The sequence below is a fragment of the Winslowiella arboricola genome (assembly GCF_025527015.1).
GTDB classification, from domain to species: domain Bacteria; phylum Pseudomonadota; class Gammaproteobacteria; order Enterobacterales; family Enterobacteriaceae; genus Erwinia; species Erwinia arboricola.
Map to the genome: position 1 here is coordinate 115,738 of NZ_JAODIM010000043.1, position 21,229 is coordinate 136,966.

General features: G+C 51.6%; 28 protein-coding genes. 17 read left to right on the forward strand and 11 right to left on the reverse strand.

Annotation, left to right across the window (positions count from 1 at the left end; genetic code table 11):
* Positions 1–3: 3 nt before the first annotated feature.
* The 5 genes from oppD (at position 4) to N5923_RS18150 (ending at position 4,382) form a co-directional block, all read left to right on the forward strand.
* Positions 4–1,020, forward strand: a complete 1,017-nt coding sequence (gene oppD / locus N5923_RS18130; protein ID WP_267144969.1) for an ABC transporter ATP-binding protein — start codon at positions 4–6, stop codon at positions 1,018–1,020.
* Positions 1,017–2,018 (forward strand): murein tripeptide/oligopeptide ABC transporter ATP binding protein OppF, encoded by a 1,002-nt coding sequence (gene oppF, locus N5923_RS18135; protein WP_267144968.1) that lies wholly within the window; start codon positions 1,017–1,019, stop codon positions 2,016–2,018. The genes oppD and oppF overlap by 4 nt, the downstream gene beginning before the upstream one ends.
* 239 nt (positions 2,019–2,257) lie before the next feature.
* Positions 2,258–3,403, forward strand: coding sequence for a tyrosine-type recombinase/integrase (locus N5923_RS18140; RefSeq protein ID WP_267144967.1), 1,146 nt, complete (start codon positions 2,258–2,260; stop codon positions 3,401–3,403).
* Positions 3,404–3,586: 183 nt separating this feature from the next.
* Complete coding sequence (locus N5923_RS18145; protein WP_176428136.1) at positions 3,587–3,766, forward strand: hypothetical protein; 180 nt, start codon at positions 3,587–3,589, stop codon at positions 3,764–3,766.
* A gap of 214 nt (positions 3,767–3,980) precedes the next feature.
* Positions 3,981–4,382 (forward strand): VOC family protein, encoded by a 402-nt coding sequence (locus N5923_RS18150; protein ID WP_267144966.1) that lies wholly within the window; start codon positions 3,981–3,983, stop codon positions 4,380–4,382.
* 81 nt (positions 4,383–4,463) lie between these two features.
* Here the strand turns inward: N5923_RS18150 and N5923_RS18155 are convergent, their stop codons facing one another.
* Positions 4,464–4,652, reverse strand: coding sequence for a YegP family protein (locus N5923_RS18155; protein WP_267144965.1), 189 nt, complete (start codon positions 4,650–4,652; stop codon positions 4,464–4,466).
* Between the two features lie 435 nt (positions 4,653–5,087).
* On the opposite strand from N5923_RS18155, the gene N5923_RS18160 reads away from it, so the two are divergent.
* The 9 genes from N5923_RS18160 to yecR all read left to right on the forward strand — a co-directional run bounded on the left by N5923_RS18160 (position 5,088) and on the right by yecR (position 11,526).
* Positions 5,088–6,734: a DUF3987 domain-containing protein gene (locus N5923_RS18160; protein ID WP_267144964.1), complete on the forward strand. Its 1,647-nt coding sequence runs from the start codon at positions 5,088–5,090 to the stop codon at positions 6,732–6,734.
* A gap of 763 nt (positions 6,735–7,497) precedes the next feature.
* Positions 7,498–7,815 (forward strand): hypothetical protein, encoded by a 318-nt coding sequence (locus tag N5923_RS18165; RefSeq protein ID WP_267144963.1) that lies wholly within the window; start codon positions 7,498–7,500, stop codon positions 7,813–7,815.
* Positions 7,816–7,820: 5 nt separating this feature from the next.
* Positions 7,821–8,126 carry a hypothetical protein gene (locus N5923_RS18170; RefSeq protein WP_267145256.1) on the forward strand — a complete coding sequence of 102 codons (306 nt, stop codon included), beginning with the start codon at positions 7,821–7,823 and terminating at the stop codon, positions 8,124–8,126.
* Positions 8,116–8,331: a hypothetical protein gene (locus tag N5923_RS18175; protein ID WP_267144961.1), complete on the forward strand. Its 216-nt coding sequence runs from the start codon at positions 8,116–8,118 to the stop codon at positions 8,329–8,331. Before N5923_RS18170 ends, N5923_RS18175 begins: the two co-directional genes overlap by 11 nt.
* Complete coding sequence (locus N5923_RS18180) at positions 8,328–8,678, forward strand: hypothetical protein (protein WP_267144960.1); 351 nt, start codon at positions 8,328–8,330, stop codon at positions 8,676–8,678. The genes N5923_RS18175 and N5923_RS18180 overlap by 4 nt, the downstream gene beginning before the upstream one ends.
* A 137-nt stretch (positions 8,679–8,815) precedes the next feature.
* A complete protein-coding gene (locus N5923_RS18185; RefSeq protein WP_267144959.1) occupies positions 8,816–9,355 on the forward strand; it encodes a hypothetical protein in 540 nt (179 codons plus the stop codon).
* Positions 9,356–9,442: 87 nt separating this feature from the next.
* A complete protein-coding gene (locus N5923_RS18190; protein ID WP_267144958.1) occupies positions 9,443–10,423 on the forward strand; it encodes a phage major capsid family protein in 981 nt (326 codons plus the stop codon).
* A gap of 141 nt (positions 10,424–10,564) precedes the next feature.
* Positions 10,565–10,801: a hypothetical protein gene (locus N5923_RS18195; RefSeq protein ID WP_267144957.1), complete on the forward strand. Its 237-nt coding sequence runs from the start codon at positions 10,565–10,567 to the stop codon at positions 10,799–10,801.
* A 383-nt stretch (positions 10,802–11,184) separates the two neighbouring features.
* On the forward strand, positions 11,185–11,526 hold the full coding sequence (gene yecR / locus N5923_RS18200) for a YecR family lipoprotein (protein WP_267144956.1): 342 nt from the start codon (positions 11,185–11,187) through the stop codon (positions 11,524–11,526).
* A gap of 128 nt (positions 11,527–11,654) precedes the next feature.
* On the opposite strand, the gene N5923_RS18205 is transcribed toward yecR, so the two are convergent.
* Both N5923_RS18205 and cls read right to left on the reverse strand, forming a co-directional pair.
* Complete coding sequence (locus tag N5923_RS18205; RefSeq protein ID WP_017799866.1) at positions 11,655–11,978, reverse strand: HI1450 family dsDNA-mimic protein; 324 nt, start codon at positions 11,976–11,978, stop codon at positions 11,655–11,657.
* 45 nt (positions 11,979–12,023) lie between these two features.
* The gene (gene cls / locus N5923_RS18210) at positions 12,024–13,484 is read right to left on the reverse strand and encodes a cardiolipin synthase (protein ID WP_267144955.1); all 1,461 of its coding nucleotides are present in this window, start codon (positions 13,482–13,484) and stop codon (positions 12,024–12,026) included.
* Between the two features lie 163 nt (positions 13,485–13,647).
* Here cls and N5923_RS18215 point away from each other — a divergent pair, with 163 nt between their 5' ends.
* The gene (locus tag N5923_RS18215; protein WP_267144954.1) at positions 13,648–13,815 is read left to right on the forward strand and encodes a YciY family protein; all 168 of its coding nucleotides are present in this window, start codon (positions 13,648–13,650) and stop codon (positions 13,813–13,815) included.
* A 48-nt stretch (positions 13,816–13,863) separates the two neighbouring features.
* Here N5923_RS18215 and N5923_RS18220 read toward each other — a convergent pair whose 3' ends face one another.
* Both N5923_RS18220 and N5923_RS18225 read right to left on the reverse strand, forming a co-directional pair.
* The gene (locus tag N5923_RS18220) at positions 13,864–14,160 is read right to left on the reverse strand and encodes a YciI family protein (RefSeq protein ID WP_267144953.1); all 297 of its coding nucleotides are present in this window, start codon (positions 14,158–14,160) and stop codon (positions 13,864–13,866) included.
* 85 nt (positions 14,161–14,245) lie between these two features.
* A complete protein-coding gene (locus N5923_RS18225; RefSeq protein ID WP_267144952.1) occupies positions 14,246–15,988 on the reverse strand; it encodes a hypothetical protein in 1,743 nt (580 codons plus the stop codon).
* Positions 15,989–16,543: 555 nt separating this feature from the next.
* On the opposite strand from N5923_RS18225, the gene tonB reads away from it, so the two are divergent.
* Entirely contained in the window at positions 16,544–17,266 is a 723-nt protein-coding gene (gene tonB, locus N5923_RS18230; protein WP_267144951.1) for a TonB system transport protein TonB, read from the forward strand.
* A gap of 47 nt (positions 17,267–17,313) precedes the next feature.
* Here tonB and yciA read toward each other — a convergent pair whose 3' ends face one another.
* The 4 genes from yciA to N5923_RS18250 all read right to left on the reverse strand — a co-directional run bounded on the left by yciA (position 17,314) and on the right by N5923_RS18250 (position 19,584).
* Positions 17,314–17,742 carry an acyl-CoA thioester hydrolase YciA gene (yciA, locus tag N5923_RS18235; RefSeq protein ID WP_267144950.1) on the reverse strand — a complete coding sequence of 143 codons (429 nt, stop codon included), beginning with the start codon at positions 17,740–17,742 and terminating at the stop codon, positions 17,314–17,316.
* Between the two features lie 70 nt (positions 17,743–17,812).
* Positions 17,813–18,349 (reverse strand): septation protein A, encoded by a 537-nt coding sequence (locus tag N5923_RS18240; protein ID WP_267144949.1) that lies wholly within the window; start codon positions 18,347–18,349, stop codon positions 17,813–17,815.
* A gap of 53 nt (positions 18,350–18,402) precedes the next feature.
* Positions 18,403–19,140 (reverse strand): YciC family protein, encoded by a 738-nt coding sequence (locus N5923_RS18245; protein WP_267144948.1) that lies wholly within the window; start codon positions 19,138–19,140, stop codon positions 18,403–18,405.
* Between the two features lie 24 nt (positions 19,141–19,164).
* Positions 19,165–19,584 (reverse strand): YkgJ family cysteine cluster protein, encoded by a 420-nt coding sequence (locus tag N5923_RS18250; RefSeq protein ID WP_267144947.1) that lies wholly within the window; start codon positions 19,582–19,584, stop codon positions 19,165–19,167.
* 267 nt (positions 19,585–19,851) lie between these two features.
* Between N5923_RS18250 and ompW the strand changes: the two genes are divergently transcribed.
* A complete protein-coding gene (ompW, locus tag N5923_RS18255; protein ID WP_267144946.1) occupies positions 19,852–20,484 on the forward strand; it encodes an outer membrane protein OmpW in 633 nt (210 codons plus the stop codon).
* Positions 20,485–20,530: 46 nt separating this feature from the next.
* On the opposite strand, the gene N5923_RS18260 is transcribed toward ompW, so the two are convergent.
* Together N5923_RS18260 and N5923_RS18265 are read right to left on the reverse strand one after the other, a co-directional pair.
* Positions 20,531–20,941 (reverse strand): type II toxin-antitoxin system HicB family antitoxin, encoded by a 411-nt coding sequence (locus tag N5923_RS18260; protein ID WP_267144945.1) that lies wholly within the window; start codon positions 20,939–20,941, stop codon positions 20,531–20,533.
* A gap of 62 nt (positions 20,942–21,003) precedes the next feature.
* Positions 21,004–21,192, reverse strand: coding sequence for a type II toxin-antitoxin system HicA family toxin (locus tag N5923_RS18265; protein ID WP_267144944.1), 189 nt, complete (start codon positions 21,190–21,192; stop codon positions 21,004–21,006).
* Positions 21,193–21,229 lie beyond the last annotated feature (37 nt).

The window sequence follows — 21,229 nt, forward strand, 5'->3', positions numbered from 1 at the left end:
CCGATGAGTATTATTGAAACACAGCCAGCAATGGCGACCACTGCGGGAAGCGCAGCACTACTGGATGTCAAAGATCTGCGCGTCACTTTTGGGACGCCAGATGGTGATGTCACAGCGGTGAACGATCTTAACTTCAGCCTTAGCGCCGGTGAAACGCTGGGGATTGTGGGCGAGTCCGGTTCCGGAAAATCGCAGACTGCCTTTGCCCTGATGGGGTTGCTGGCCAGCAATGGCCGCATTGGCGGTTCGGCGCTGTTTAATGGTAAAGAGATCCTTAATCTGCCGGAGAAGCAGCTTAATAAACTGCGTGCCGAGCAGATTGCGATGATTTTTCAGGATCCGATGACCTCGCTAAATCCCTATATGAAAGTGGGCGAGCAACTGATGGAAGTATTGCAGCTGCATAAAGGGATGAGCAGCAGCCAGGCGTTTGAAGAGTCGGTGCGTATGCTTGACGCGGTGAAGATGCCGGAAGCGCGCAAACGGATGAAGATGTATCCCCATGAGTTTTCCGGTGGCATGCGTCAGCGCGTAATGATCGCCATGGCGCTATTGTGCCGTCCGAAACTGCTGATTGCTGATGAACCGACGACCGCGCTGGATGTGACGGTTCAGGCACAGATTATGACCCTGCTGAATGAGCTGAAGCGCGAGTTTAATACCGCGATTATTATGATCACCCACGATCTTGGCGTAGTGGCCGGTATCTGTAATAAGGTGCTGGTGATGTATGCTGGTCGTACCATGGAGTATGGTCAGGCGCGCGATGTGTTCTATCAACCGGCCCATCCGTACTCCATCGGTCTGCTGAATGCGGTGCCGCGTCTGGATGCGCTTGCTACCGAGACGCTGACCACCATTCCGGGAAATCCTCCGAACCTGCTGCGTTTGCCACAGGGCTGTCCGTTCCAGCCGCGTTGTCCGCACGCAATGGATATCTGTTCCAGCGCACCGCCGCTGGAAGCCTTTGGTCAGGGGCGGTTACGTGCCTGCTTTAAGCCGGTGGAGGAGTTAGTATGAGCGTGGTCGCTGAGAAAAAAGTGCTGCTGGAGATCGCCGATCTTAAGGTGCATTTCGAGATTAAAGATGGCAAGCAGTGGTTCTGGCAGCCGCCGAAAACCCTGAAAGCGGTTGATGGCGTCAGCCTGCGACTGTATGAGGGGGAAACCCTCGGCGTGGTAGGTGAATCCGGCTGCGGTAAGTCGACGCTGGCGCGCGCGATTATCGGCCTGGTAAAAGCCACTGAAGGGCGCGTGGCCTGGTTAGGCCGCGATTTGCTGGGGCAGAGCGCGGAAGAGTGGCGCAAAGCGCGCAGCGATATCCAGATGATTTTCCAGGATCCACTGGCCTCGCTGAACCCACGTATGACGATCGGTGAAATTATTGCCGAGCCGCTGCGCACCTACCATCCGAAAATGGCGCGTCAGGAAGTCAAAGATAAAGTTAAAGCGATGATGCTAAAGGTCGGTTTGTTGCCGAACCTGATTAACCGTTATCCGCACGAGTTCTCCGGCGGTCAGTGTCAGCGTATTGGTATTGCACGTGCGCTGATCCTTGAGCCGAAGCTGATTATCTGTGATGAACCGGTCTCCGCGCTGGATGTGTCGATTCAGGCGCAGGTGGTCAATCTGTTGCAGAAACTGCAGCGGGAAATGGGGCTGTCACTGATCTTTATCGCCCACGACCTGGCGGTGGTCAAGCATATCTCGGATCGTGTACTGGTGATGTATCTGGGTCATGCGGTAGAACTGGGCACCTATGACAATGTCTACAGCAATCCACAGCACCCTTATACCAAAGCGCTGATGTCGGCAGTGCCGATTCCCGATCCCGATCTGGAAAAGCAGAAAGTGATTCAGCTGCTGGAGGGGGAGTTGCCTTCGCCGATTAATCCGCCATCCGGTTGCGTATTCCGTACCCGCTGTCCGATTGCCGGACCCGAGTGCGCGAAAACCCGGCCATTACTGGAAGGCAGTTTCCGCCATGCGGTCTCCTGTCTGAAGGTGGATCCACTGTAATAAAAAGGGAGCCGAAAACGGCTCCCCTACAAAAAAACGTAGGGGCGGCGTTCTCGCCGCCCGTGACGGTTATTCACGCCAAACAATTTTTCTCCGTATTGATTAGTATTTACTCGCATTGTATAAAGCCACTAGGTGGCGTCGCGCCTGGGTTTCGTGTATTTATCTACGTATCTTAATAAGCACCTGTATGTACCTGCTTTGGGTACAGGATCGGGTAAAAGGGTACACGTTAAGCCATGATAAACTCCAAAACTGATGCATTAAAATTCAAACCAGATGATGGTAAAAAGTTCAAAAAATCCCGCGTAAGTAATCAAGGTCTAAAGGGCCTTTACCTTGTCTGCAGAGTCACAAGTTCCGGTGCACTATCGAAAAGTTGGCGCTTCATTTCTAACGGCAGCGACTTAACTCTAGGCACTTTCCCTCGCTATTCTCTCGAAGATGCTAGATCCTGGGCTACGGGGATGTGGCAACGTATCAACGCTGGATTCGTGCCGGACAATGCTCCTGATTTACCGAAATCTATGGACGCTCTGTTCATTGAATTCGTTAATCAACACGATGTTGCGGAAAGCACAAAAAAGACGTTGAAATCAATTTGGCGTGTTCATGTATCAAACTCTGCAATCGGTAAAGCATCTCTCACTAGTCTCAAACAACCTATGGTAGTTCACCACGCTAAACAAATGGGCATAACTGTGAGTACAGTTCGGTATTTGCAAACAGTGAAGGCAATGATGGCTTATGCGAATGTTCATTATGGTATTCAGCCAATTATCCTCCCGACTGCGGGGGTGATCTTCGGTCGGAAGAAGGCGCAGAGCGTAATCAGCCCAAAACGTTTTAATATTCTTGAAAAAAGTCAGTTTAAGGAATTATGGCGAATTTGCTCTGACAGCTGGGATCCTGTCGATCAGATTATTGCTTGGACAATGCTTACCGGGGCCAGGAAATCTGAGGCTATCGGATGCCGTTTTAGTGAAATAAAGGACGGCGTTTGGACGTTACCGGCTGAACGAACTAAAACAAAGGTTGAACGTGCAATACCTTTGACGACCCAACTTAAAAAAATACTTGAGAGGAATCGGTGGCGGCAAATTGAAGGTGAACTTGTTTTCGGGTCTGTGGGTGCCGCCACCGTCTCACAGCGTTGTGAACGTTACAGACCCGTCCTAGAAAATAACTTTACTTGTCATGACTTACGCAGAAGTTTCGCACATTTTGCAGGGCAGGCTGTTGATCCCTTCATAGCTGATTTGATGATTGGGCATGCACCTGTCGGTACAAGTAAATCATTCTCAATTTATCAGCCGGAAGCATTTAAACAGAGAGTGCGCACGGGTTGGGATGAATGGCAAAATTGGGTTGACACTAATCTTTAATGGCTAAAGCTTAATTTTGCAATCTGCTAATAATGTAAAATTAACATCTGATATTATTTGATTTTTTAAATATGGTTGACTTATTAATATAGGTCAACCCTAATTTACTATAAAAAACATGCATTTACATGATTTTTATCATTCGTTATTGTATCCCCATCCAATACCGAGGAATACATAACTATGTCAACGCCAACCCTTTTATCTTTACCTGACGTCGTTGCACGTCTTTCTGTTACACGCGATGTTTATTATAAAACACTGCGTCATATCCCAGGTTTTCCAAAACCTCTGAAGTTCGGAAAATCAATTCGCTTCCGTGAAGATCAACTTGCTCAGTTCATTAAAAATGCCACGGAGTAGCGGCAGGAATATATTGAAAAGTTGATTTTCCACAAGTCAAAAATATGCCGTATAGATTCGAGAGAACATCTAAGAGTGGTATATCAAAACAATAGTATAGCTCACCGAAGAAATGACCTTGAGTTATAAAATAGTGCCAGGAGATTGCAGGGAAGCTCTTCTATGTTAAAAGAGAGTGTCCGGGCTGTTGTGCCTGAAACCTGACGGAGCAGAAATGAGAACGCAAAAGCGATGCATGGGATACGTGGCGATCGTGGTCGACGACTACGACCGCGCGATTGAGTACTACACCGATAAGCTGGGCTTTACTCTGGTTGAGGACACGCCGCAGCCGGGTAAGCGCTGGGTTGTGGTGACGCCGAACCCGGAGAGCGACTGTAATCTTCTCCTGGCCCGCGCTTCAAACGAGCGGCAGGAGGGCTTTGTCGGGAATCAGTGCGGCGGGCGGGTATTTCTGTTCCTGCAAACCGACGACTTCTGGCGCGATTACAACGCCATGAAAGAAAAAGGCGTCCACTTCTGCCAGGAGCCGCGCGAGGAGGAATACGGAATGGTCGTGGTGTTTGAGGACATTTACGGTAATCGCTGGGATCTCTACCAGAACGCGCAGCCCTGACAAATATGCTGCTTTGCAGGACATTTAATGCCCTGACCAATAGATTAAAAAGGGCTAAAATTAGCCCTTAGATAATTTTAATCAAGTTTCATCTCGAATAACTGTGGAACTACCATTCTTTTGTACGGATGCAATGCCGTTTTGAGCGGCTTGTTTTGATGAATACATCTCGCTGGTTGCAATCACTTCATGATTATCCGCTTTTAGAACGAAGTAATATTTCTGGTCAAACAGCGACGGTTGGCCTTTTTTGATTACGTAATATCCCATGAGGTATCTCCTTATCCTGGCGCAACATGCGGCAGGTAACTCAATATTCTCTTTTACAATCAACTGATCAATATGCATTTTTTATCGATGCATGAAGTTTGATTGGTATCACTTTTTCATCCAAGAGTAGTGTCTACACATACAACTGGAAATATAGGTCAACCTTATATTTATCAATAATTTATATTGATCCCTGGCTATGTAGTCGTGTATTTTGTTACGACAGTTTCCTACAGAGAGGTATCAGGATATGGCACTACCAAAGTTAGTAAGCCTGGCAGAAGCCTGCCGGGCTTTGAGCTGCAGTCGCTGGCAGTTCTACAGTTCGCCGGCATGCTTCCCCGCACCTATTAAGGTCGGCGGCCGTATTAAATTCAGAGAGGATGAGCTGGTGGCCAAGATCGCCGAGCTGCAGGCGCAGACGGCGGCAAGCAGATGAGATATCAAAAACGCGAAAGCCCCGAACTGCGGCAAACAGTCGGGGCTTTTCTAATTCTTCGCGGCGCAATTGCGAAGCTTTCACAGAACAAAAAACATGAGTATTTAACGATGAAAAACCCTCACGCTTTACAGAATAGTTTAAAAGATGAACGCGCCGATTGCAACGTTCATGACATTTCAGACGCAGTTAAAAGCATCAAACTTCGCCAAAATGCAAAGAAAATCGCCGAACAGAAAGATACTAATAAGTATCTGCAGGAGTTAAGGGCGGAAGATATTTGGCTGGCCGCCCTTGAGCACCAGCCCGGCAGCATCTTCGAAATCATCAAAGATCACCCGATCGCCACGTTTATCCAGCAGGTGGCGTCATCCCGGCAGGTTGTCCTGGATAGCACCACGCTGGTGGGACTGAGTATGCTTTCCAGTGCCACAGGGATGGCGTTTAATTGTAAGCGACCAGGCGCATCCGTTTTACCCACTGGGCTCTATGCTGTCGCAGCGCAGCCTCCGGGCGCAAGGAAATCAGCGGTAATCAGCGCGTTCGCAGAAGCGCTATTCGGCGCACTGATCAATCGTAATGCCGCGCTGAAAGAAGAAATTATTAATAGCGACGATGACATAGTGGTTAATGCGGCGCGCGATAAGTTATTCCGTCCGTTCGTCAGCGACGCGACCGCCGAATCGGTGGAAGAGCACGTGCTACGAGCAACTGAGGGGTTCTTTGCCGTTCAGACAGACGAGCAGACGATGCTGGACACACTCTTTCGCCGTAAACATGAAGGCTCAACCGGCGAGCCGCCCAGCTTCCTGACGCAAGGCTTTGAAGGCGGCTATGTCTGTTCCAGCCGCGTTACGCGCAAAGGATTCTCCGGGAACGCCCACGGTGCCATGACTGTATTTGCGCAAGAAGGCGCCATTGATACCGTCCTCAATGCCGGCGTTACCGTGAGAGGGACGGTGCAACTGCTGGAGGAAAGTACCAACGTTGGATTCCGCAAAAGGCCAACTGCAGAAAGCCGGTACTGCGATCCTGCAGCATGGGAAAAGATGGGGGATCGCCTTCTCGCTCGGTTACCGGCAGAACGTGGTTTAAAGCGTCTCCACACCCTGAAAGTGTGCGGCGCTGGTAACGAACTGCTGGACGACTTTACGTACTTACTTGAACCCCTGGTATTGCCGGGGCAGCGCTTCTCGAGCGAGGAAATCCAGCTTAGCGCGCTAAATGCGCCAGTGGTGGCCACAAAAATCAGCGCCGTGCTGCATGCTGCACGCCACTTGCTGGCATGCGACGATGTGCCAACTGATATCGGGCTGGATGATATCGAGCTGGGCATCCTGCTTTCGGGGAAGCTACTGGACGTGAAAGAGCGCCTTTTACTATCTAGGGGCCTTATGGGCGGCGACAACGCCGAGAAAGACGCGGTGCTGGCCTTCCTGGGTAAGCAGCCTGGCTTTGCATTCCCAGCAAGTGAAGCCGTTCGCCGGCTGCGAAACATATCGCCTTTTCGTTCTGCAGGTCCGGGCGGTTCGCGTCAGACAACTTCGGCGATCAACGATGTTCTTCGGCAACTCGTGGTCGCTGGGGTCATCGGCGGAGATACGGACGGTGCCCGACTAAAGACTATCCGACTCAACCGTTAAAAATCCAAAGCGCCCATGTGGCGCTTTTTTTTTGCAATTATCCGTATGGAGGTGATTACCCGCAGTTAATGCTGAAACATTTGGAAATATAAAATGGTCCACTTTCGTGCCAAATGGTCCACAGTTAGCACGAATTTTTTTAATTTAAAATTAACTACTTATAGAAAATGGTCCAGATCGTGCCAGTAGACACCCCCATGGATAGGGATCTGCCGTCCACGTCGTGCTAAAACTGGCCCCTCTATAAATATATATTTTATAATATATATATATTAATCAGCGGCTTGGGGCTTTCTTTTGCTCGGATGGCTGGACCATCTCGCACGATTTGGCCCAAAATCAAAGAAATCCAGCAACGGCAAGGCCTTGCGATCGTGCAACCACTGGACCATGCAGAACGGATTTGGACCATTTCTAGCGTCACGTTGCGTTACTTAACGTACAGCTGCGTACGCAACGTATCCTCCCGTCGCTGGTAAACGGCATTACAGGTAATCGGCCATTTAAATCAGCCACCAGCCACGGCAGACCCAAGCTTTTCGCGCTGGTGGATCGTTAGCGCATCCCTCATTCAAAGCGTTTACGTAATCAGATAATCCTCGGCGTTCCGATTTATAGCCCTACCTAAAATGCGTCAAACCTATAATAGGGTTGACCTATATATTATTGATTTTCAAGCTTATTTTTATTGACTGCAGGATCCTTCGGGCATATCGTTAGCGCATGAATTAACCGATTCTGACCACCAAGCAGGCAGGCACCGATGCGACAACCACATTTAAATCTCACTCGCGCACAGCAGGAAAAGCTGTCCGAACTTGGCGCGCAAATCGCGTGCATGGTTGGTGGCTTTGCTCCGACACATCACGCCCTTGGCCGCGAAGTTTTCGATCTCGGGTTAAAAGTGCTGGAAGCGCGTCTGTCCACTGGTGAGGCGACATATGGTTCGGACGGTTACGAATTGCTTATTGGCGAAGCACAGGCGCATGCCTCAATGCCACAGGCTGCTCTGTCACCGTTAGCGCTCGAGCAGGTACACGCCACACTGCGTGCAGCCCTGCGTCCGGATGCAGCGGCATGAGTAACATGGCGCAACGTGAATTGCTGGAACGTGGTGTTCGCCGTGCAGCTCTGCTGTGGGCGGGCAAGCAGACTGCTAATTACCAACAGCTCTATGTTGCTACTGGGTTAACAGAGGCGCAGGCCCACCAGCGAGCGCTTACGCTGACGGACCAAACGGCCATCATTATGGCTCATAAGTTTACAGAAGCCGCTGACCGTGATGCTTGGGCACTATCCCGGATGCACGGCATGGAGATGGATGAGGCGCACGCCCTCCTATTACGGCATGCGATTAACGTACTCAAGAGGGGTTCGACCGATGGGCAATAGAGATCAACTGCTGGCGTCGATGGGGCGTAATGCTGCCGACCCGGTGAGTCACGGCAACATGGTTGACCTGGTCTTGGTCATGGCCGATGCGGTACGTGCCAAGAGCATCGATGACGACGGCGAACTGCTTGAATTGCTGGGCGACCTGAGTAGCCGCATCACTCGTATCGAAGAGCGGCTGGATAAACTGGAGCAGCAGTCGTGATCAAGGCCGCGTCGCCGTCACTCGAAGAGCTGCAGGAGCGTGCTGAGACACCGGCAGGCTTCAGTTGGGTGCAGGCGCGTGAATGGGGCGCTGAGCGTTTCGAGGAAGCGCTGTTGTCTCAACAGCCCGAATTTCAGGGCAAGTTTGCGCTGACAGGCCGCTTGGCGGTACTAGAGCTTCGCAACCGTGTGATGCAGCGCGATGCCTGTAGTGATGGTGTGGCCAGTCTTAAGGCACATCGGCTACTGCTGCCGGCGCTGATGAGACTGCCTGCAACGACGTCGCGAGACGTGCTGTGGCAGGCGCTGCGGCGTCTGATGGATGCGGCTGGATACCCCTCGGCTTGATGCCCAGAGGGGCCGGGGGTGGTGGTGAACTCAAGCGGATCAAACTCCAGAAACCACCCTCACCCTCAGCGCGAGTTATTTTCGCGAATCTTGGCCCAAAGTTTCACCGTGTTTTTAGTGCAATAACGAGGTTTTAAATGGCTACCGCTCATCAAAAACGTGAACTGTTATGCCAGGCGCTGGCAAAGGGTGCGTCAGCGGTAGATGCAGCTATCGCAGCAGGGTACAGCACTTCCACCGCGGCGATAAAAGGGCCTCAGATGGCAAGAAATCCGGATGTGCTCGCGCGGGTAGCTGCATTGACAGGAAAGACAGCCACGTTGGCTAAAAATCAGATCGATAAGCAGTCTGGAGGCACAAAAAAGCCACGCACCACCCGGGAGAAAGTGACGCCGGCTATTACGGTTGCCGAAGAACTCCCAAAAAATCCGGCGCTCTTTATTGCCGCCGTTATGGCCGGGAGCGTGGTGTGCACTGATCTGCAGTTCCGCGCCGCACAGGTACTGCTGCCGTTTGTGGCCGCTCGATTGAAGAACCATGTAATTGCTGGCGGCAAGCGTCTGGCCACCGGTGGATTGACCGTTGACGATGACGGCGGCGCGCAGAACACATCCGATCCGGAAGAAGCAGAAGCTCGACGGGTTTTAAAAGAACTCGGCGTGAGTTGGGACGATTGATTTTTTAATGCTGGTGCGTCGCGCCAGCACCACAACCTAAGCAGTGTAAACCGCGCGGACGGCTGCTGAACAAGAGGCAATAAAACTATGAAAGCTGATGTAGCAATGCGCGCCCAAGCGGGTATCCGCGGATTAAAATTCCTGGCTCAGAACTCTGTTTCAGACGCCGATATCGCGCTGGCCCACGATAAGTCAGTGCAGATTTTTGTGCAAAAAGCTTTGGTGGGCGCATCCAGTACCGGCGATTTACCGCCACAGGGTGCTGATCCGGTAGCAGTGAACCTCGCGGCCGCATTAGTTGCAGAGAGTTTGGTACCTGCATTAATCACGGCGGGTGCATCTGTACAGCCAGTGGGCACTCTGGTAACAGGCATCGCTGCCGTTGGCGCATCGTGGGTCGCAGAGGGCCAGCAGACGCCGGTTACCCGACTGAATAATCAGGCCGCAGACCGTCTGCAACCGCGGAAAATCAGCGCGATCGCTGTTGTAAGTGACGAGACGGCACGTCTGACAACGGCTGCAAGCAACGATGCTTTAGCGCAAACCCTCGCTGATTCTACCACCCTCCAGTTAGACAAAAGCATGCTGGATACCGGCACAGCAACGCAGGCTCGCCCGCAGGGGCTGCTGGTGGGAGCTACACAAGCCGCAACCAACACGGTCGCAGGTGTTCTCGCCGCACACGCTGAAAAGAACGCACTGCGGGGCACCGTGCTGGTTATGGATCCGACTTCCGCAACTACGTTTTTTGAGCAGTTGAGCGATATCGGTAGCAGCCTCGCACGTCTTGGTGTCGCGCTACACGTCACATCGGCCGACCTCAATGGTCAGCTGGTGGCTATTAATGCTCGTCGCCTGGTTCTGTCTGAGCCAACCACAACCTCAGATAGCGGCAAGTCGGCATCCGTACAAATGGTAGATGCCGGTACTCAGAACGCATTAGACGGCAGCGGGGCCACTACGCTGGTGAATATGTTCCAGACGAACAGCGTAGCCATGCGTGCTGTCACGTGGCAGGACTGGCATGCATTGGCCACGGATGCCGTAACAGTCGGCGCTGCAGCATAACCAGCCAATTAATAGCGGTCCTTATGGGCCGTTTGAAAAATCCCTCGAGGGAGACAGAGCGGTACCCCTGCAGCGAAACAGGGCTCCGCGACGGCAGCCGGCAAGCCGCTAAACCGGCAACCAATTTCAGGAGAACGCCCCATGACTTCAGCGAAACATATGCTCTATGCAGAAGCTGCTTTAAAAAATGCTCTAAGAGCAGCGGACCGAACGTTAGACGAAGTCTCTTTAGCCGGATGCGATAATCCAACCCAAAGTGCCGCACGCCGTGCCGTGCAACGTAAAACAACACGCGCATGTGCCAGCAAACGTCGCGCCGCTGATGCACTGGCCGCTGCTGATTTTACCTGGCAGCGTCCACAACCATTTCGTCGCTAGGCGGGTGCAGGCCATGAAATTTATTAATTTCGGCACCTGCGGCAGCCTGTGCAGGTTCGAGCGCTTCTTGGCTTTACGCCAGTCACAGCAGGAAAATGGAGACGCTATGGCTCAGCTCGAATGTGGTAGCGCACTGCGGCGTCAGCCGGGCACTGGGTGTTTCGACGTAAAAACAGGCGGCAGCGGGAATTGCAGCGGGCACAGCGCATGGCAAAAGAACGCTATACTAAAGCCGCGCTGCCGTTAACACTTAATTTATTAAGGGATGCAGGCCGGTTCTAAAAAAAAACCATTAAGAATGTTCCTAATTTTTTAAATTCATAGTTTAATAAAGTTGAATGACATTTATCTACTGCAGCAGTTAAAACTATGGGTTGAAAAAAATGAAAAAAGCGTTCTCACTTTTTGGGGTAGTAATGATTTTGGCTAGCTGTGCCACGTCTACAGGCAAACCAGTAGAAGTTGTTAATGCTGATCGTGCTGGCGGAGTGGTGACAGTTGGATTCGTTAACTCACAAAATCTGCCTTTAATGGATGATGGTAGTAAAGCAAGATGGAGTGATGCAGTGGGCATTGCTACTCGTGTCTGTAGTAAGTGGGGTTATGAAAGTGCAGAGGAACTTACCCCACATGCGAGGACTGAAGGACAACGTAATGGGTTTGGACAATTATTGAACGGAAGCATCACAAAACAATATCAGTGCTATGGTGGCTCAGTAAAATAGCTCATAAGGCCGCCTTTTAAAGGCAGCCTTAAAAATTTTTTTTAAATAATTTTTAAAATCATGACCGGAACATTTTAGGGTGCATGGCTATAAAAGTTATTATAAAACATATGGTTAGTTTTTTTAAATTATTCACGCCACAAGATATGACACAGCTTATGGTCTTTTTCGCGACACAGCAGCACGCGCGCAAAGATATCGTTGATCGGCTCACCATCTGCATCACCTAAACCAATCACCACTTCGGAGAAGAAGTCCGGGTTCAGATCGAAATCCACATGTTCCGCCCAGTCTTCGGCCGGATCATGCAGCTCAGCGCCGCCGCGCTCTTCAAACTGCAGATTGAAGATCAGAATATCGGCCGGATCGAGGTTATCGCCAGCCAGCTCAAGAAAAATATCGTAAGCCTGTTCGAGGGTTTCGTCTTCGGTAAGGCGGTTATTTAAATCCATGATTGATCCCATTTGCCCTGCGGGCACATTGCAGTTTCGCACGTTTTACAGCAACGGACTGAAGAAGTAAAACAGTCGTTCAACGATACGTTGCCACCAGGCACGACGCGACCAACGTTTGGCGTCGACCAGACGTGAGCGCGCGATATAATCATCCTGAACACAGGCTAAATCACTGCCAAAACCGTCGTCGTCAATCACCAGCGTAATTTCAAAATTCAGCCATAAACTGCGCATATCAAGGTTGACGGTGCCGACCAGACTCAGCTGCCCATCGACCAGCACACTCTTGGTATGCAGCAGGCCGCCTTCAAACTGATAAATCTTCACCCCGGCTTCCAGCAGCTCGGCAAAGAAGGCGCGGCTGGCCCAGCCAACCAGCATCGAGTCATTATGGCGTGGCACAATCAGGCTGACGTCCACCCCGCGGTGCGCCGCAGTACAGATGGCATGCAGTAAATCGTCGCTTGGCACAAAGTAAGGGGTGGTCATAATCAGTTGCGAACGCGCCGAATAGACCGCTGTTAACAGCGCCTGGTGGATCATATCTTCCGGGAAACCCGGGCCGGAAGCGATAGCCTGGATGGTATGACCGCTCTCCTGCTCGAAAGGCATAATGTTATCATCCGGCGGCGGCGGCAAAATACGCTTACCGGTCTCAATTTCCCAGTCGCAGGAGTAGATAATACCGAGGGTCGTCGACACCGGACCTTCCATACGCGCCATCAGGTCGACCCACTGGCCAACCCCGGCATCCTGCTTAAAGTAACGCGGATCCACCAGATTCATACTGCCGGTATAGGCAATATAGTTATCGATCAGCACGACTTTGCGATGCTGACGCAGATCCATTCGGCGCAGGAACACACGTAACAGGCTGACTTTTAACGCCTCAACCACATCAATACCGGCATTGCGCATCATCGCCGCCCACGGGCTGCGGAAGAATGCGACGCTGCCTGCGGAATCCAGCATCAGACGGCAGTGTACGCCGCGACGCGAGGCGGCCATCAGCGATTCCGCCACTTCATCAGCCATACCGCCGGGTTGCCAGATATAGAACACCATCTCAATATTGTGGCGCGCTAACTGGATATCGCGGATTAGCGCTTTCATCGTGTCTTCAGAGGTGGTTAACAGCTGGAGCTGATTGCCTTTCACCCCGGCGATACCCTGGCGGTTCTCACACAGCTGAAACAGTGAGCGCGCAACGTCGCTGTTTTCGGTGGCAAAAATATGTTTGCAGACTTTCAGATCGTTCAGCCAGCGTGCCGTAGATGGCCACATCGTCCGCGCACGCTCCGCACGTCGCTTACCCAGGTGCAGCTCGCCAAACGAGAGATAAGCAATAATACCGACTAGCGGCAGGATAAAGATGACTAACAGCCAGGCCATCGCCGACGGCACCGCCCGGCGTTTCATCAGAATACGCAGCGTCACACCGGCAATCAGTAACCAGTAGCCAAATAACAGCAGCCAACTGATTAAGGTGTAAAAAGTGGTCATTAAGTGGAAGTCCTGTTCACGCTCATGGTTCAGGGAGTTTACGTGCAGATGACTGCGGGCGAAACCCTGTCGCGACATTTTCAACGTTTAACACATCGGAGCAGGCCAGGCGCAACAAAGGACTATACTACTGCGCGTGTTTTTATTGACCGATGAGGGTGAGATGAGACGAAGCAGAAACGAAGTCGCACGGTGGCGGATGTTGCGTCAGACACAGCGTCGCAGAGCACGCTGGTTAGAAGGGCAGTCCCGTCGCTATGGTCGTATGCACTCATTTCGACATCAGGTCAGCCAGCAGCAGCGTCGTTCTCTGCTATTTATTACGCAATAACGATAATGGCAATGGGGGCCAGCAGCTGGCCCCGCTCAGGTTGCGTGCTTAAAACACGCGTTTAAACGGTTTAACCGCTACCTGCTTATATACACCCGCGGCAATATAGGGGTCATCTTCTGCCCAGGATTGCGCAGCTTCCAGTGAGGGAAATTCGGCGATTACCGTCGACCCGCTGAATCCTGCAACGCCAGGATCATTACTGTCTACTGCTGGCATTGGACCGGCAACAATCAGGCGACCTTCATCACGAAGCAGTTGCAGACGTGCCAGGTGAGCAGGGCGCACGGCGGTACGTTTTTCCAGAGAGTCAGCATTATCTTCAGCGTAAATTACATAGAGCACGTTCAGAACTCCTGTCGGGTCATTGAGATTCGGCGTTTACGTTAAGTCATCGTCAGGCAGAGTGCAATTGAAACCTAAATATGCGTTAAGGGTTGTTCAGCGGATCTTTGCCAGAGGCAGGCGACGGCAGTCGCCTGAATACGTCGGCTGCTGCTGTCCGTGCTCTTGCCGGTTGATAGTCTTTATCTAACTGATAGACGTAATCAATCCCCGGCATTCTGTCAAGGCTGAAGCCCGGTTCCTTGTCGCGCAACAGCTTAAGCAGGGCTTTGTAAATGCTGGAAGCGCTCACGCCATGAGGCTTTGGTTCCCGTTCAAACAGCTTTCTGGCGATCTCTTTTGCCTCAAAACCCTGCAATGACGTTAAGTTGTGCTTCACCCATTTGAATACCTGTTCGGGCACCTTCGCGTTGAAACGGGAATGGATCTTGGCTATGGAATTATAGCTTGGCGTCTGATTACCCAGTTCAGACCACAAGGCTATATACAGTTGTTTGGATTCCAGTTTTACACTATGTTCCTGCAAAAACAGCAGTAAGGAGATCAGCTTCTTCTCATTGGTGCCGGGCAGCGTTGACCAGTTAGCCTGCTCAATCAGTGCTTCAGCCTGCGGATGGAGACCGATACCTGCTTCAGCTTGTTTTCTTAGTTCTGTTTTAGATAACGGTGGTGGCCGCTTATGCTGAGCATCCGGGACTAATATATTAAAAACGAACCGGCTTCCGAGTGCATTTCCCTTTAAAATCTGCCGTTGCGCCTCATAAAATGTTCTTTCATTCAGATCGCCGGGGGCATCTTTATGAGCAAAAATCGCTTTTATTTTGTCCCCGGTGAGTTTGATGGGGTTATAATCTGGCGCGGTTAATAAGTGTGGCCTTAGCCAGTCAAGGAGTGTCTGACTGACTGTTATCCCCTGAACTTTCACAGCAAATCTGACGGTGTCAATCGACGGCGCTTTACCCTTCAGGAGGGTATTAATAAACTCATAGCCCTTCAGACCCGCGTTATAGCGCCGGTAAAAATCATATAAAATCGAAAACAGCACACATCCAGCCACAGGTTTTTTGGTGGCAAGTTTGTTCAGCAATGCCACTATCAGCGATTCTAAATTGTAGCCCTGATATCCCGGAGCCATTTCTCGCAGCTGCTCCAGCACCCTTGCGGTTTCAGGCAGATAATTAACCTCCCGCGTTGCCATTACTGCAATTCTGATAGTAGAGGAATTGGGGGATGAACTGATACCCTCGATTTCTAATACCTTGCGTATAACCTCCTGCATTAATGCACAAGAAGCACCGCGTGGCATGCCTGGCTGATTGAACAGGGATATACAGCAGTCGAGGGCCGAATTTCCGATATAGTACTCCTTAAATTTGCGGACCCAATGCAAGAACCTGTCCTTAAGCATCAATTCAGGATAGCCGGCCTGCAAGGCGTGCGTGGCTGACCCGCTCGGGGTTGTTGCTACCTGTTCTGAGCTTGCATTGTTATCAGGCGGGAGAAGGCTGGTCGCTGCCGCCGGCTGTGGATGTCGCCAGCGAAAGTGCTGATAATATTGTGTCGGGTCATCCCGTATATCCGCCGTTCGCTTTCTTCCGGACTGACTGGTGACGCCGCCGGGGCCAGCGATTGTCCTGATGCCGGAGATATCGCTGCTGGACTCGTCAGAGTCTGCAGCAGCAGGGTCGCCGAAAAACCACTCATCCCTTTCCACATTGGCAACAATTGCGGTGGAAGCCGCCTGCATAAATGGCGGTTGCTGGTGGGGCAGCAACTGATGTCTGCTGCTCCGCTCTTCCAGTAATAAATTGAGCTCTGTCTGCGACATAACGAGACCCTGCATGGGGTTGCAGCCTTGAAGATCCGGTGGCAGGGGGGCGCTGTCCGAAGCGTCTCTGCCGGATCTGAACGAAGCGAGGGTTGCCGTTGACTGCGTGACTTCGCTTATGGCCCCGGCAACCTGAGTGGTCTGAGTCATGCCGGGTAAGCTGGCAGAATCAGCCGGAATGCTTTGAACTGGCAAATAAACTTCCCGGAACTCATACATAAACGCGCTCACCCGACGATGAATTTGTCTTTATGCTGCTCATAGATAGAGTTTCCTTGCTGATAATGGCAGGGGAGGCCGCATAATTGCTTTTTAGCGACCTGGGTTTAAAAGATAGTCCTGTGGCCCGGCTGCATTTATAACAATCGGCTTTTCATGGCTTAGCGCGGTAGATTCTGCTGGCGATGATGACATGCACGACAGGAAGAGATATGTGACCGTTCTGATCAGTGAGCGACGAATTTACACTTTTCTCCGGCTTAAACCGGCGTGCTTATTGAAATTGATTGCTATTTGCATTTACTATTGTCGCTTCATCAAAATAGCTGATTAACTATGACGACGCTAATGACAAATTTACCCCGACCTTCGCCATTGCCGCTGCTGCTCTCTGTGGTGCTACATGGCTCAGTAATCGCGGGTTTGCTTTATGCCTCTTTTCACCAGGTTATCGATGTACCCAAAGCGTCCCAGCCGATTAGCGTGACGATGGTTGCGCCTGAAGTGCAACCAGAACCCACGCCTGCGCCGCAACCCGTTGCTGAGCCAGAACCTGAGCCAGAACCTGAGCCGGAACCACCCAAACCTGAGCCGGTGCCGATTCCCAAGCCGAAACCAGAACCGAAGCCAAAGCCGAAACCGGTGAAAAAAGAGGTGGTGAAGCCGAAAGAGGTGAAGCCGAAAACGCAGCCGCGTCAGGCCGCTCCGGTTGACAAAGAGGCGCCAAAGGAAGCGGCAAAACCGTCTACCGCGCCGAAGCTGTCAGAAGCCCCTTCTAAAGCGGTTGCCACCGGACCTCGCGCCCTGAATGTGGGCAAACCGGCCTATCCGGCACGAGCCTTTGCGCTGCGTGTCGAAGGCAAGGTACGCGTGCAGTTTGATGTCGACGGCAGCGGTCAGGTGGATAATATTCGCATTCTCTCGGCGGAGCCGCGCAATATGTTCGAGCGTGAGGTGAAGCAGGCGATGAAGAAATGGCGTTATGAAAGTGGTAAGCCGGGCAGCAATATCACCATGAATATTGTTTTCCGCATTGATGGCGGCGCCAGCCTTGAATAGTTCGGGCGACATTAAAAAAACAGGGCGGATATTTCCGCCCTGTTTTTTTATGCTTCGCTGTCCCAGGTAAAGTTGCTTTTACCCGGCGGCAAAGGTCGCGCTTTGCCCTCAGGATCTACCGCGACATAGATAAATACCGCTTCGGTGGCGCGGTAGCGCTGACCAATCGGTTCTGAAGAGACCTTTTTCACCCACACTTCAACATTAATGGTAATCGAGCTGGTGCCGGTACGCATACAGCGCGCATAACAGCACACCACATCACCCACCGCCACCGGCTTAAGAAAGGTCATACCATCAACGCGCACGGTAACTACGCGGCCTTCGGCAATCTCTTTCGCCAGAATGGCACCACCCATATCCATCTGTGACATGATCCAGCCGCCAAAGATATCGCCATTCGCATTGGTATCCGCGGGCATAGCTAGCGTACGCAGCACAACTTCGCCCTGCGGGGATTTCGGTTTGTCGTCCATTGCTTCGCTTCTTATAAAATATGGCCAGATGGCGCAAAATTACCCGGCTGAACAGCCGGGCACAGAATGATTATTTTTGTTCCTGTGGCATCAGACGGTAAATATAAACGCCGCTGAGCAGGGTAAACAGCAGCGTTAAACCGGTAAGGCCGAATACTTTAAAGTTAACCCAAAACTCCTGCGACAGCCAAAAAGCGACATAAATATTTGCCAGTCCACACAGCAGGAAAAACAGCGCCCAGGCAATATTCAGTTTGCGCCAGGCGAACTCCGGCAACTGAATCTCTTTACCCAGCATGCTCTGGATCAACGGTTTCTGCATCCAGAAATGGCTGAACAGCAGGGCAATCGCGAACAGGCTGTAGATAACGGTGACTTTCCACTTAATAAACTCATCGTTATGAAACACCAGTGTCAGGGTGCCAAACACCGCGACCAGCACAAAGGTGAAAATGGTCATCTTCTCCAGCTTACGATATAGCACCCAGCTGACCACCAGCGCCAGGCCGGTAGCGACAATCAGCGCGCCCGATGCGACAAAAATGTCGTAAAGCTTATAGAAGACAAAGAAAACAACCAGCGGGAGAAAATCGAGTAACTGCTTCATAAAGGTTTCCAAATCACCGATCTGGCATGCCCGGGCAGGGCATGCCTTTATCATTAACGTAACAGCATATATAAACGCGACAAATAAATAATCAATATGGCTGAAACCAGATTGCTGATCGCATTAAATACCACTGATGCAACATTGGCCGGCAGAATGGTAAATGACGCCGCCAGCAACATCAGCAGCACCTTCGCCAGCAACCATAGGATCACCGCCGGCGCGACCAGTTTCATCTGGCTCCACACCAGACGCACGCTGGTGCGCATGGAGGCAAACACGCCGCTTTTATCGGTCACCATAATAATCGGCGCCAGCGCCAGCAGGATCGCCAGCATCACCCCGGGCACTACCACCACCATAAAGCCAAGCTGAACCACCAGGGTGACCAGGAAGGTCAGCAGCAGCAGGCGTGGCAACAGCGGGGCGGAGGCGCCAATGGCGCGCAGGGCGCTGACACGTTGCCCGGACGATACCATCGGGATCAGACACAACATGCCGCCTAACAGCAACACATTGCCCACCAGCGAGGCGAAAGTACCTGCAGCCGAGGCGCGTAATAACACCTGCTGTTGCTCTGGCGTCATACTCTGCACCATCTCAAACAGGGTGGTGGCGCTACCGCTGTCGCCTTCGCCCAGTATTGACAGTTGATCGGCGCCTGGCGTTAACGCGTGGCCGATCATTACCGTAATAAATGAGGTCAGCAACGCCATCAATACAATGGTAATCAGCTGATGGCGTAAAAAATTTCCCGTGTCACGGTATAACGAACCCGCCGTGATAGACATGTACTCTCCTTGGGTAAACCAAATTTATAGACCCGGCGATTGTACATGGTCTGACAGTAAGCTGGCACCCTGACTTACATAACTTTCGGTTATTGCTGGTAATGACGGCTGAAAAAGTGGCGGCAGGCCGTATTTTGCCCGTGCACGGTCACAGGCATCATTGGGTTGGCCATTTTCACCGGACATCGGAAACTCCCGGCAGGGGGTTGGCCGGCTTTCATAAATGGTGCAAGTGACACAGCCGCCAACCTCTCCCCGCAGTGCGCTGCAACGGGGGGATTTACTGTTGGTGCCAGACATGGCGCGCAAAAAAGGGGTTACCGGCTCGGTGAGCGCGACCGGAACGTGGCCGCCGCCATCATCGGCTTCGGCCCAGTAAAAAGAGACACGGAAATAAGCGCAGCAGGCGCCACAGGTTACGCACGGATTAAGAGTATCGCTCATTTGATCGCCCACCCCTCCTGAGGTTTCGAACCAAAATCCACTGGCACAAGTGAGCAAAATATCCGCTTGTCGGAGTTTGTTCAATGGCTATTTCCGTGCGTGGGATCCCAAAAGTTTGATCCAAATCAATCCATTGTTTTTTAAGAAGTTTAAAAGAATTGATTCGCATGATCTTTGTGATATTCGGTGTAAATATGTCTCACGAAGCAGAAACGAGCCGGCGCAAAACAGCCGGCAGGCGCGCAAATTAATAAAAAAGGAGTGGGTATGAAGTTGGCAACGGTAGTTCTGGCTCTGGCAGCGGTGCTGCCAGTGGTGGCAAGTGCGCATCAGGCGGGAGACTTCTTTATGCGTGCCGGTTCCGCAACGGTACGTCCAACGGAAGGTTCGGATAATGTGCTGGGCATGGGTTCATTTAGCGTGGATAACAATACCCAGCTTGGCCTGACCTTTACCTGGATGGCAACCGATAATATCGGTGTTGAGCTGCTGGCGGCGACGCCTTTCCGCCATAAAGTCGGCCTTGCCGCCACCGGCAATCTGGCGACGGTCAAACAACTGCCGCCCACGCTAATGGCGCAGTGGTATTTCTTCGACAGCAGCAGCAAAGTACGTCCCTATCTTGGTGCCGGTATTAACTACACCACTTTTTATGATGCCGATTTCAATCAGACCGGACGCGATGCGGGTCTCAGCGATCTGAGCGTTAAGGATTCCTGGGGCATGGCGGGACAGGTGGGGCTGGATTATAAAGTTGATGATGACTGGCTGATCAATATGTCAGTCTGGTATATGGATATCGATACCGAAGTGAAATTTAAAGCCAACGGGGAACAGCAGAACATTAATACCCGTATCGACCCGTGGGTGTTCTTCTTTGGTCTGGGATATCGTTTCTGAGGTTGTATTCAGGCAGGGCCGCCGCCTTTAACGGTGGCCCTGCTGGTCAGCCGCGCGCTATCTCTCTGCGGGCGAGAGTGGAAAGAAAGGCGGAGCGGTTTTTGTAATGCCCGTTCTGCGCAATAAAACGGTCTATCGCCGTAATCAGATTACCTGGCATGGTGAGATTGAATTTAACGGCCTTAGTTTCGTATTTTGTCGGATCAATCTCCACCAGGGCTAAGAAACCGGCATCTTCGCTCAGCCGTGGATCACCGAGATAATCCGCCGGATCACGAGGTGCAGGTACATGCCCCCCTTGTTCCGTTAACACTTCCATATGCTGGCCGAAGGCGGATTCAGCATCGTATATGGCATCTTCGAAACTATCACCCGCAAAGAAACACCCCTCGACATCGGGGAAGTAGCCATCCCAGGTGCCACTATCAGTTTTAAAAATAAACAGCGGATAAATCATATATACCTCATCAGGTTCAGGTGATGACCCTTGCAGAGAAGGTGCGGCTCCCGTCGCACCGGTTATAACAATCTAAGACCAGAAATTTCCTGAGCTTGTCGGACACCCCCTTTTGAAGAATCCTTTCTGGGGTGGGGGACGGTAATGACTTTGATTACTCCCGGTTTATTCAGCGTAATATGACTCCCTGTCTGCCGCTGTTTAACCCATCCATCAGCAATTAGTCGTTTTAATAACTCTGCACTGCTCATCAACCCTCCATTTCGTTGACTTGTGGGTATAGTGCCC

Coding starts and splice junctions, on each gene's coding strand:
- oppD (WP_267144969.1), top strand. CDS start 4: ATGAGTATTATTGAAACACAGCCAGCAATGGCGACCACTGCGGGAAGC.
- oppF (WP_267144968.1), top strand. CDS start 1,017: ATGAGCGTGGTCGCTGAGAAAAAAGTGCTGCTGGAGATCGCCGATCTT.
- N5923_RS18140 (WP_267144967.1), top strand. CDS start 2,258: ATGATAAACTCCAAAACTGATGCATTAAAATTCAAACCAGATGATGGT.
- N5923_RS18145 (WP_176428136.1), top strand. CDS start 3,587: ATGTCAACGCCAACCCTTTTATCTTTACCTGACGTCGTTGCACGTCTT.
- N5923_RS18150 (WP_267144966.1), top strand. CDS start 3,981: ATGAGAACGCAAAAGCGATGCATGGGATACGTGGCGATCGTGGTCGAC.
- N5923_RS18155 (WP_267144965.1), bottom strand. CDS start 4,652: ATGGGATATTACGTAATCAAAAAAGGCCAACCGTCGCTGTTTGACCAG.
- N5923_RS18160 (WP_267144964.1), top strand. CDS start 5,088: ATGAGATATCAAAAACGCGAAAGCCCCGAACTGCGGCAAACAGTCGGG.
- N5923_RS18165 (WP_267144963.1), top strand. CDS start 7,498: ATGCGACAACCACATTTAAATCTCACTCGCGCACAGCAGGAAAAGCTG.
- N5923_RS18170 (WP_267145256.1), top strand. CDS start 7,821: ATGGCGCAACGTGAATTGCTGGAACGTGGTGTTCGCCGTGCAGCTCTG.
- N5923_RS18175 (WP_267144961.1), top strand. CDS start 8,116: ATGGGCAATAGAGATCAACTGCTGGCGTCGATGGGGCGTAATGCTGCC.
- N5923_RS18185 (WP_267144959.1), top strand. CDS start 8,816: ATGGCTACCGCTCATCAAAAACGTGAACTGTTATGCCAGGCGCTGGCA.
- N5923_RS18190 (WP_267144958.1), top strand. CDS start 9,443: ATGAAAGCTGATGTAGCAATGCGCGCCCAAGCGGGTATCCGCGGATTA.
- N5923_RS18195 (WP_267144957.1), top strand. CDS start 10,565: ATGACTTCAGCGAAACATATGCTCTATGCAGAAGCTGCTTTAAAAAAT.
- yecR (WP_267144956.1), top strand. CDS start 11,185: ATGAAAAAAGCGTTCTCACTTTTTGGGGTAGTAATGATTTTGGCTAGC.
- N5923_RS18205 (WP_017799866.1), bottom strand. CDS start 11,978: ATGGATTTAAATAACCGCCTTACCGAAGACGAAACCCTCGAACAGGCT.
- cls (WP_267144955.1), bottom strand. CDS start 13,484: ATGACCACTTTTTACACCTTAATCAGTTGGCTGCTGTTATTTGGCTAC.
- N5923_RS18215 (WP_267144954.1), top strand. CDS start 13,648: ATGAGACGAAGCAGAAACGAAGTCGCACGGTGGCGGATGTTGCGTCAG.
- N5923_RS18225 (WP_267144952.1), bottom strand. CDS start 15,988: ATGTCGCAGACAGAGCTCAATTTATTACTGGAAGAGCGGAGCAGCAGA.
- tonB (WP_267144951.1), top strand. CDS start 16,544: ATGACGACGCTAATGACAAATTTACCCCGACCTTCGCCATTGCCGCTG.
- yciA (WP_267144950.1), bottom strand. CDS start 17,742: ATGGACGACAAACCGAAATCCCCGCAGGGCGAAGTTGTGCTGCGTACG.
- N5923_RS18240 (WP_267144949.1), bottom strand. CDS start 18,349: ATGAAGCAGTTACTCGATTTTCTCCCGCTGGTTGTTTTCTTTGTCTTC.
- N5923_RS18245 (WP_267144948.1), bottom strand. CDS start 19,140: ATGTCTATCACGGCGGGTTCGTTATACCGTGACACGGGAAATTTTTTA.
- N5923_RS18250 (WP_267144947.1), bottom strand. CDS start 19,584: ATGAGCGATACTCTTAATCCGTGCGTAACCTGTGGCGCCTGCTGCGCT.
- ompW (WP_267144946.1), top strand. CDS start 19,852: ATGAAGTTGGCAACGGTAGTTCTGGCTCTGGCAGCGGTGCTGCCAGTG.
- N5923_RS18260 (WP_267144945.1), bottom strand. CDS start 20,941: ATGATTTATCCGCTGTTTATTTTTAAAACTGATAGTGGCACCTGGGAT.
- N5923_RS18265 (WP_267144944.1), bottom strand. CDS start 21,192: ATGAGCAGTGCAGAGTTATTAAAACGACTAATTGCTGATGGATGGGTT.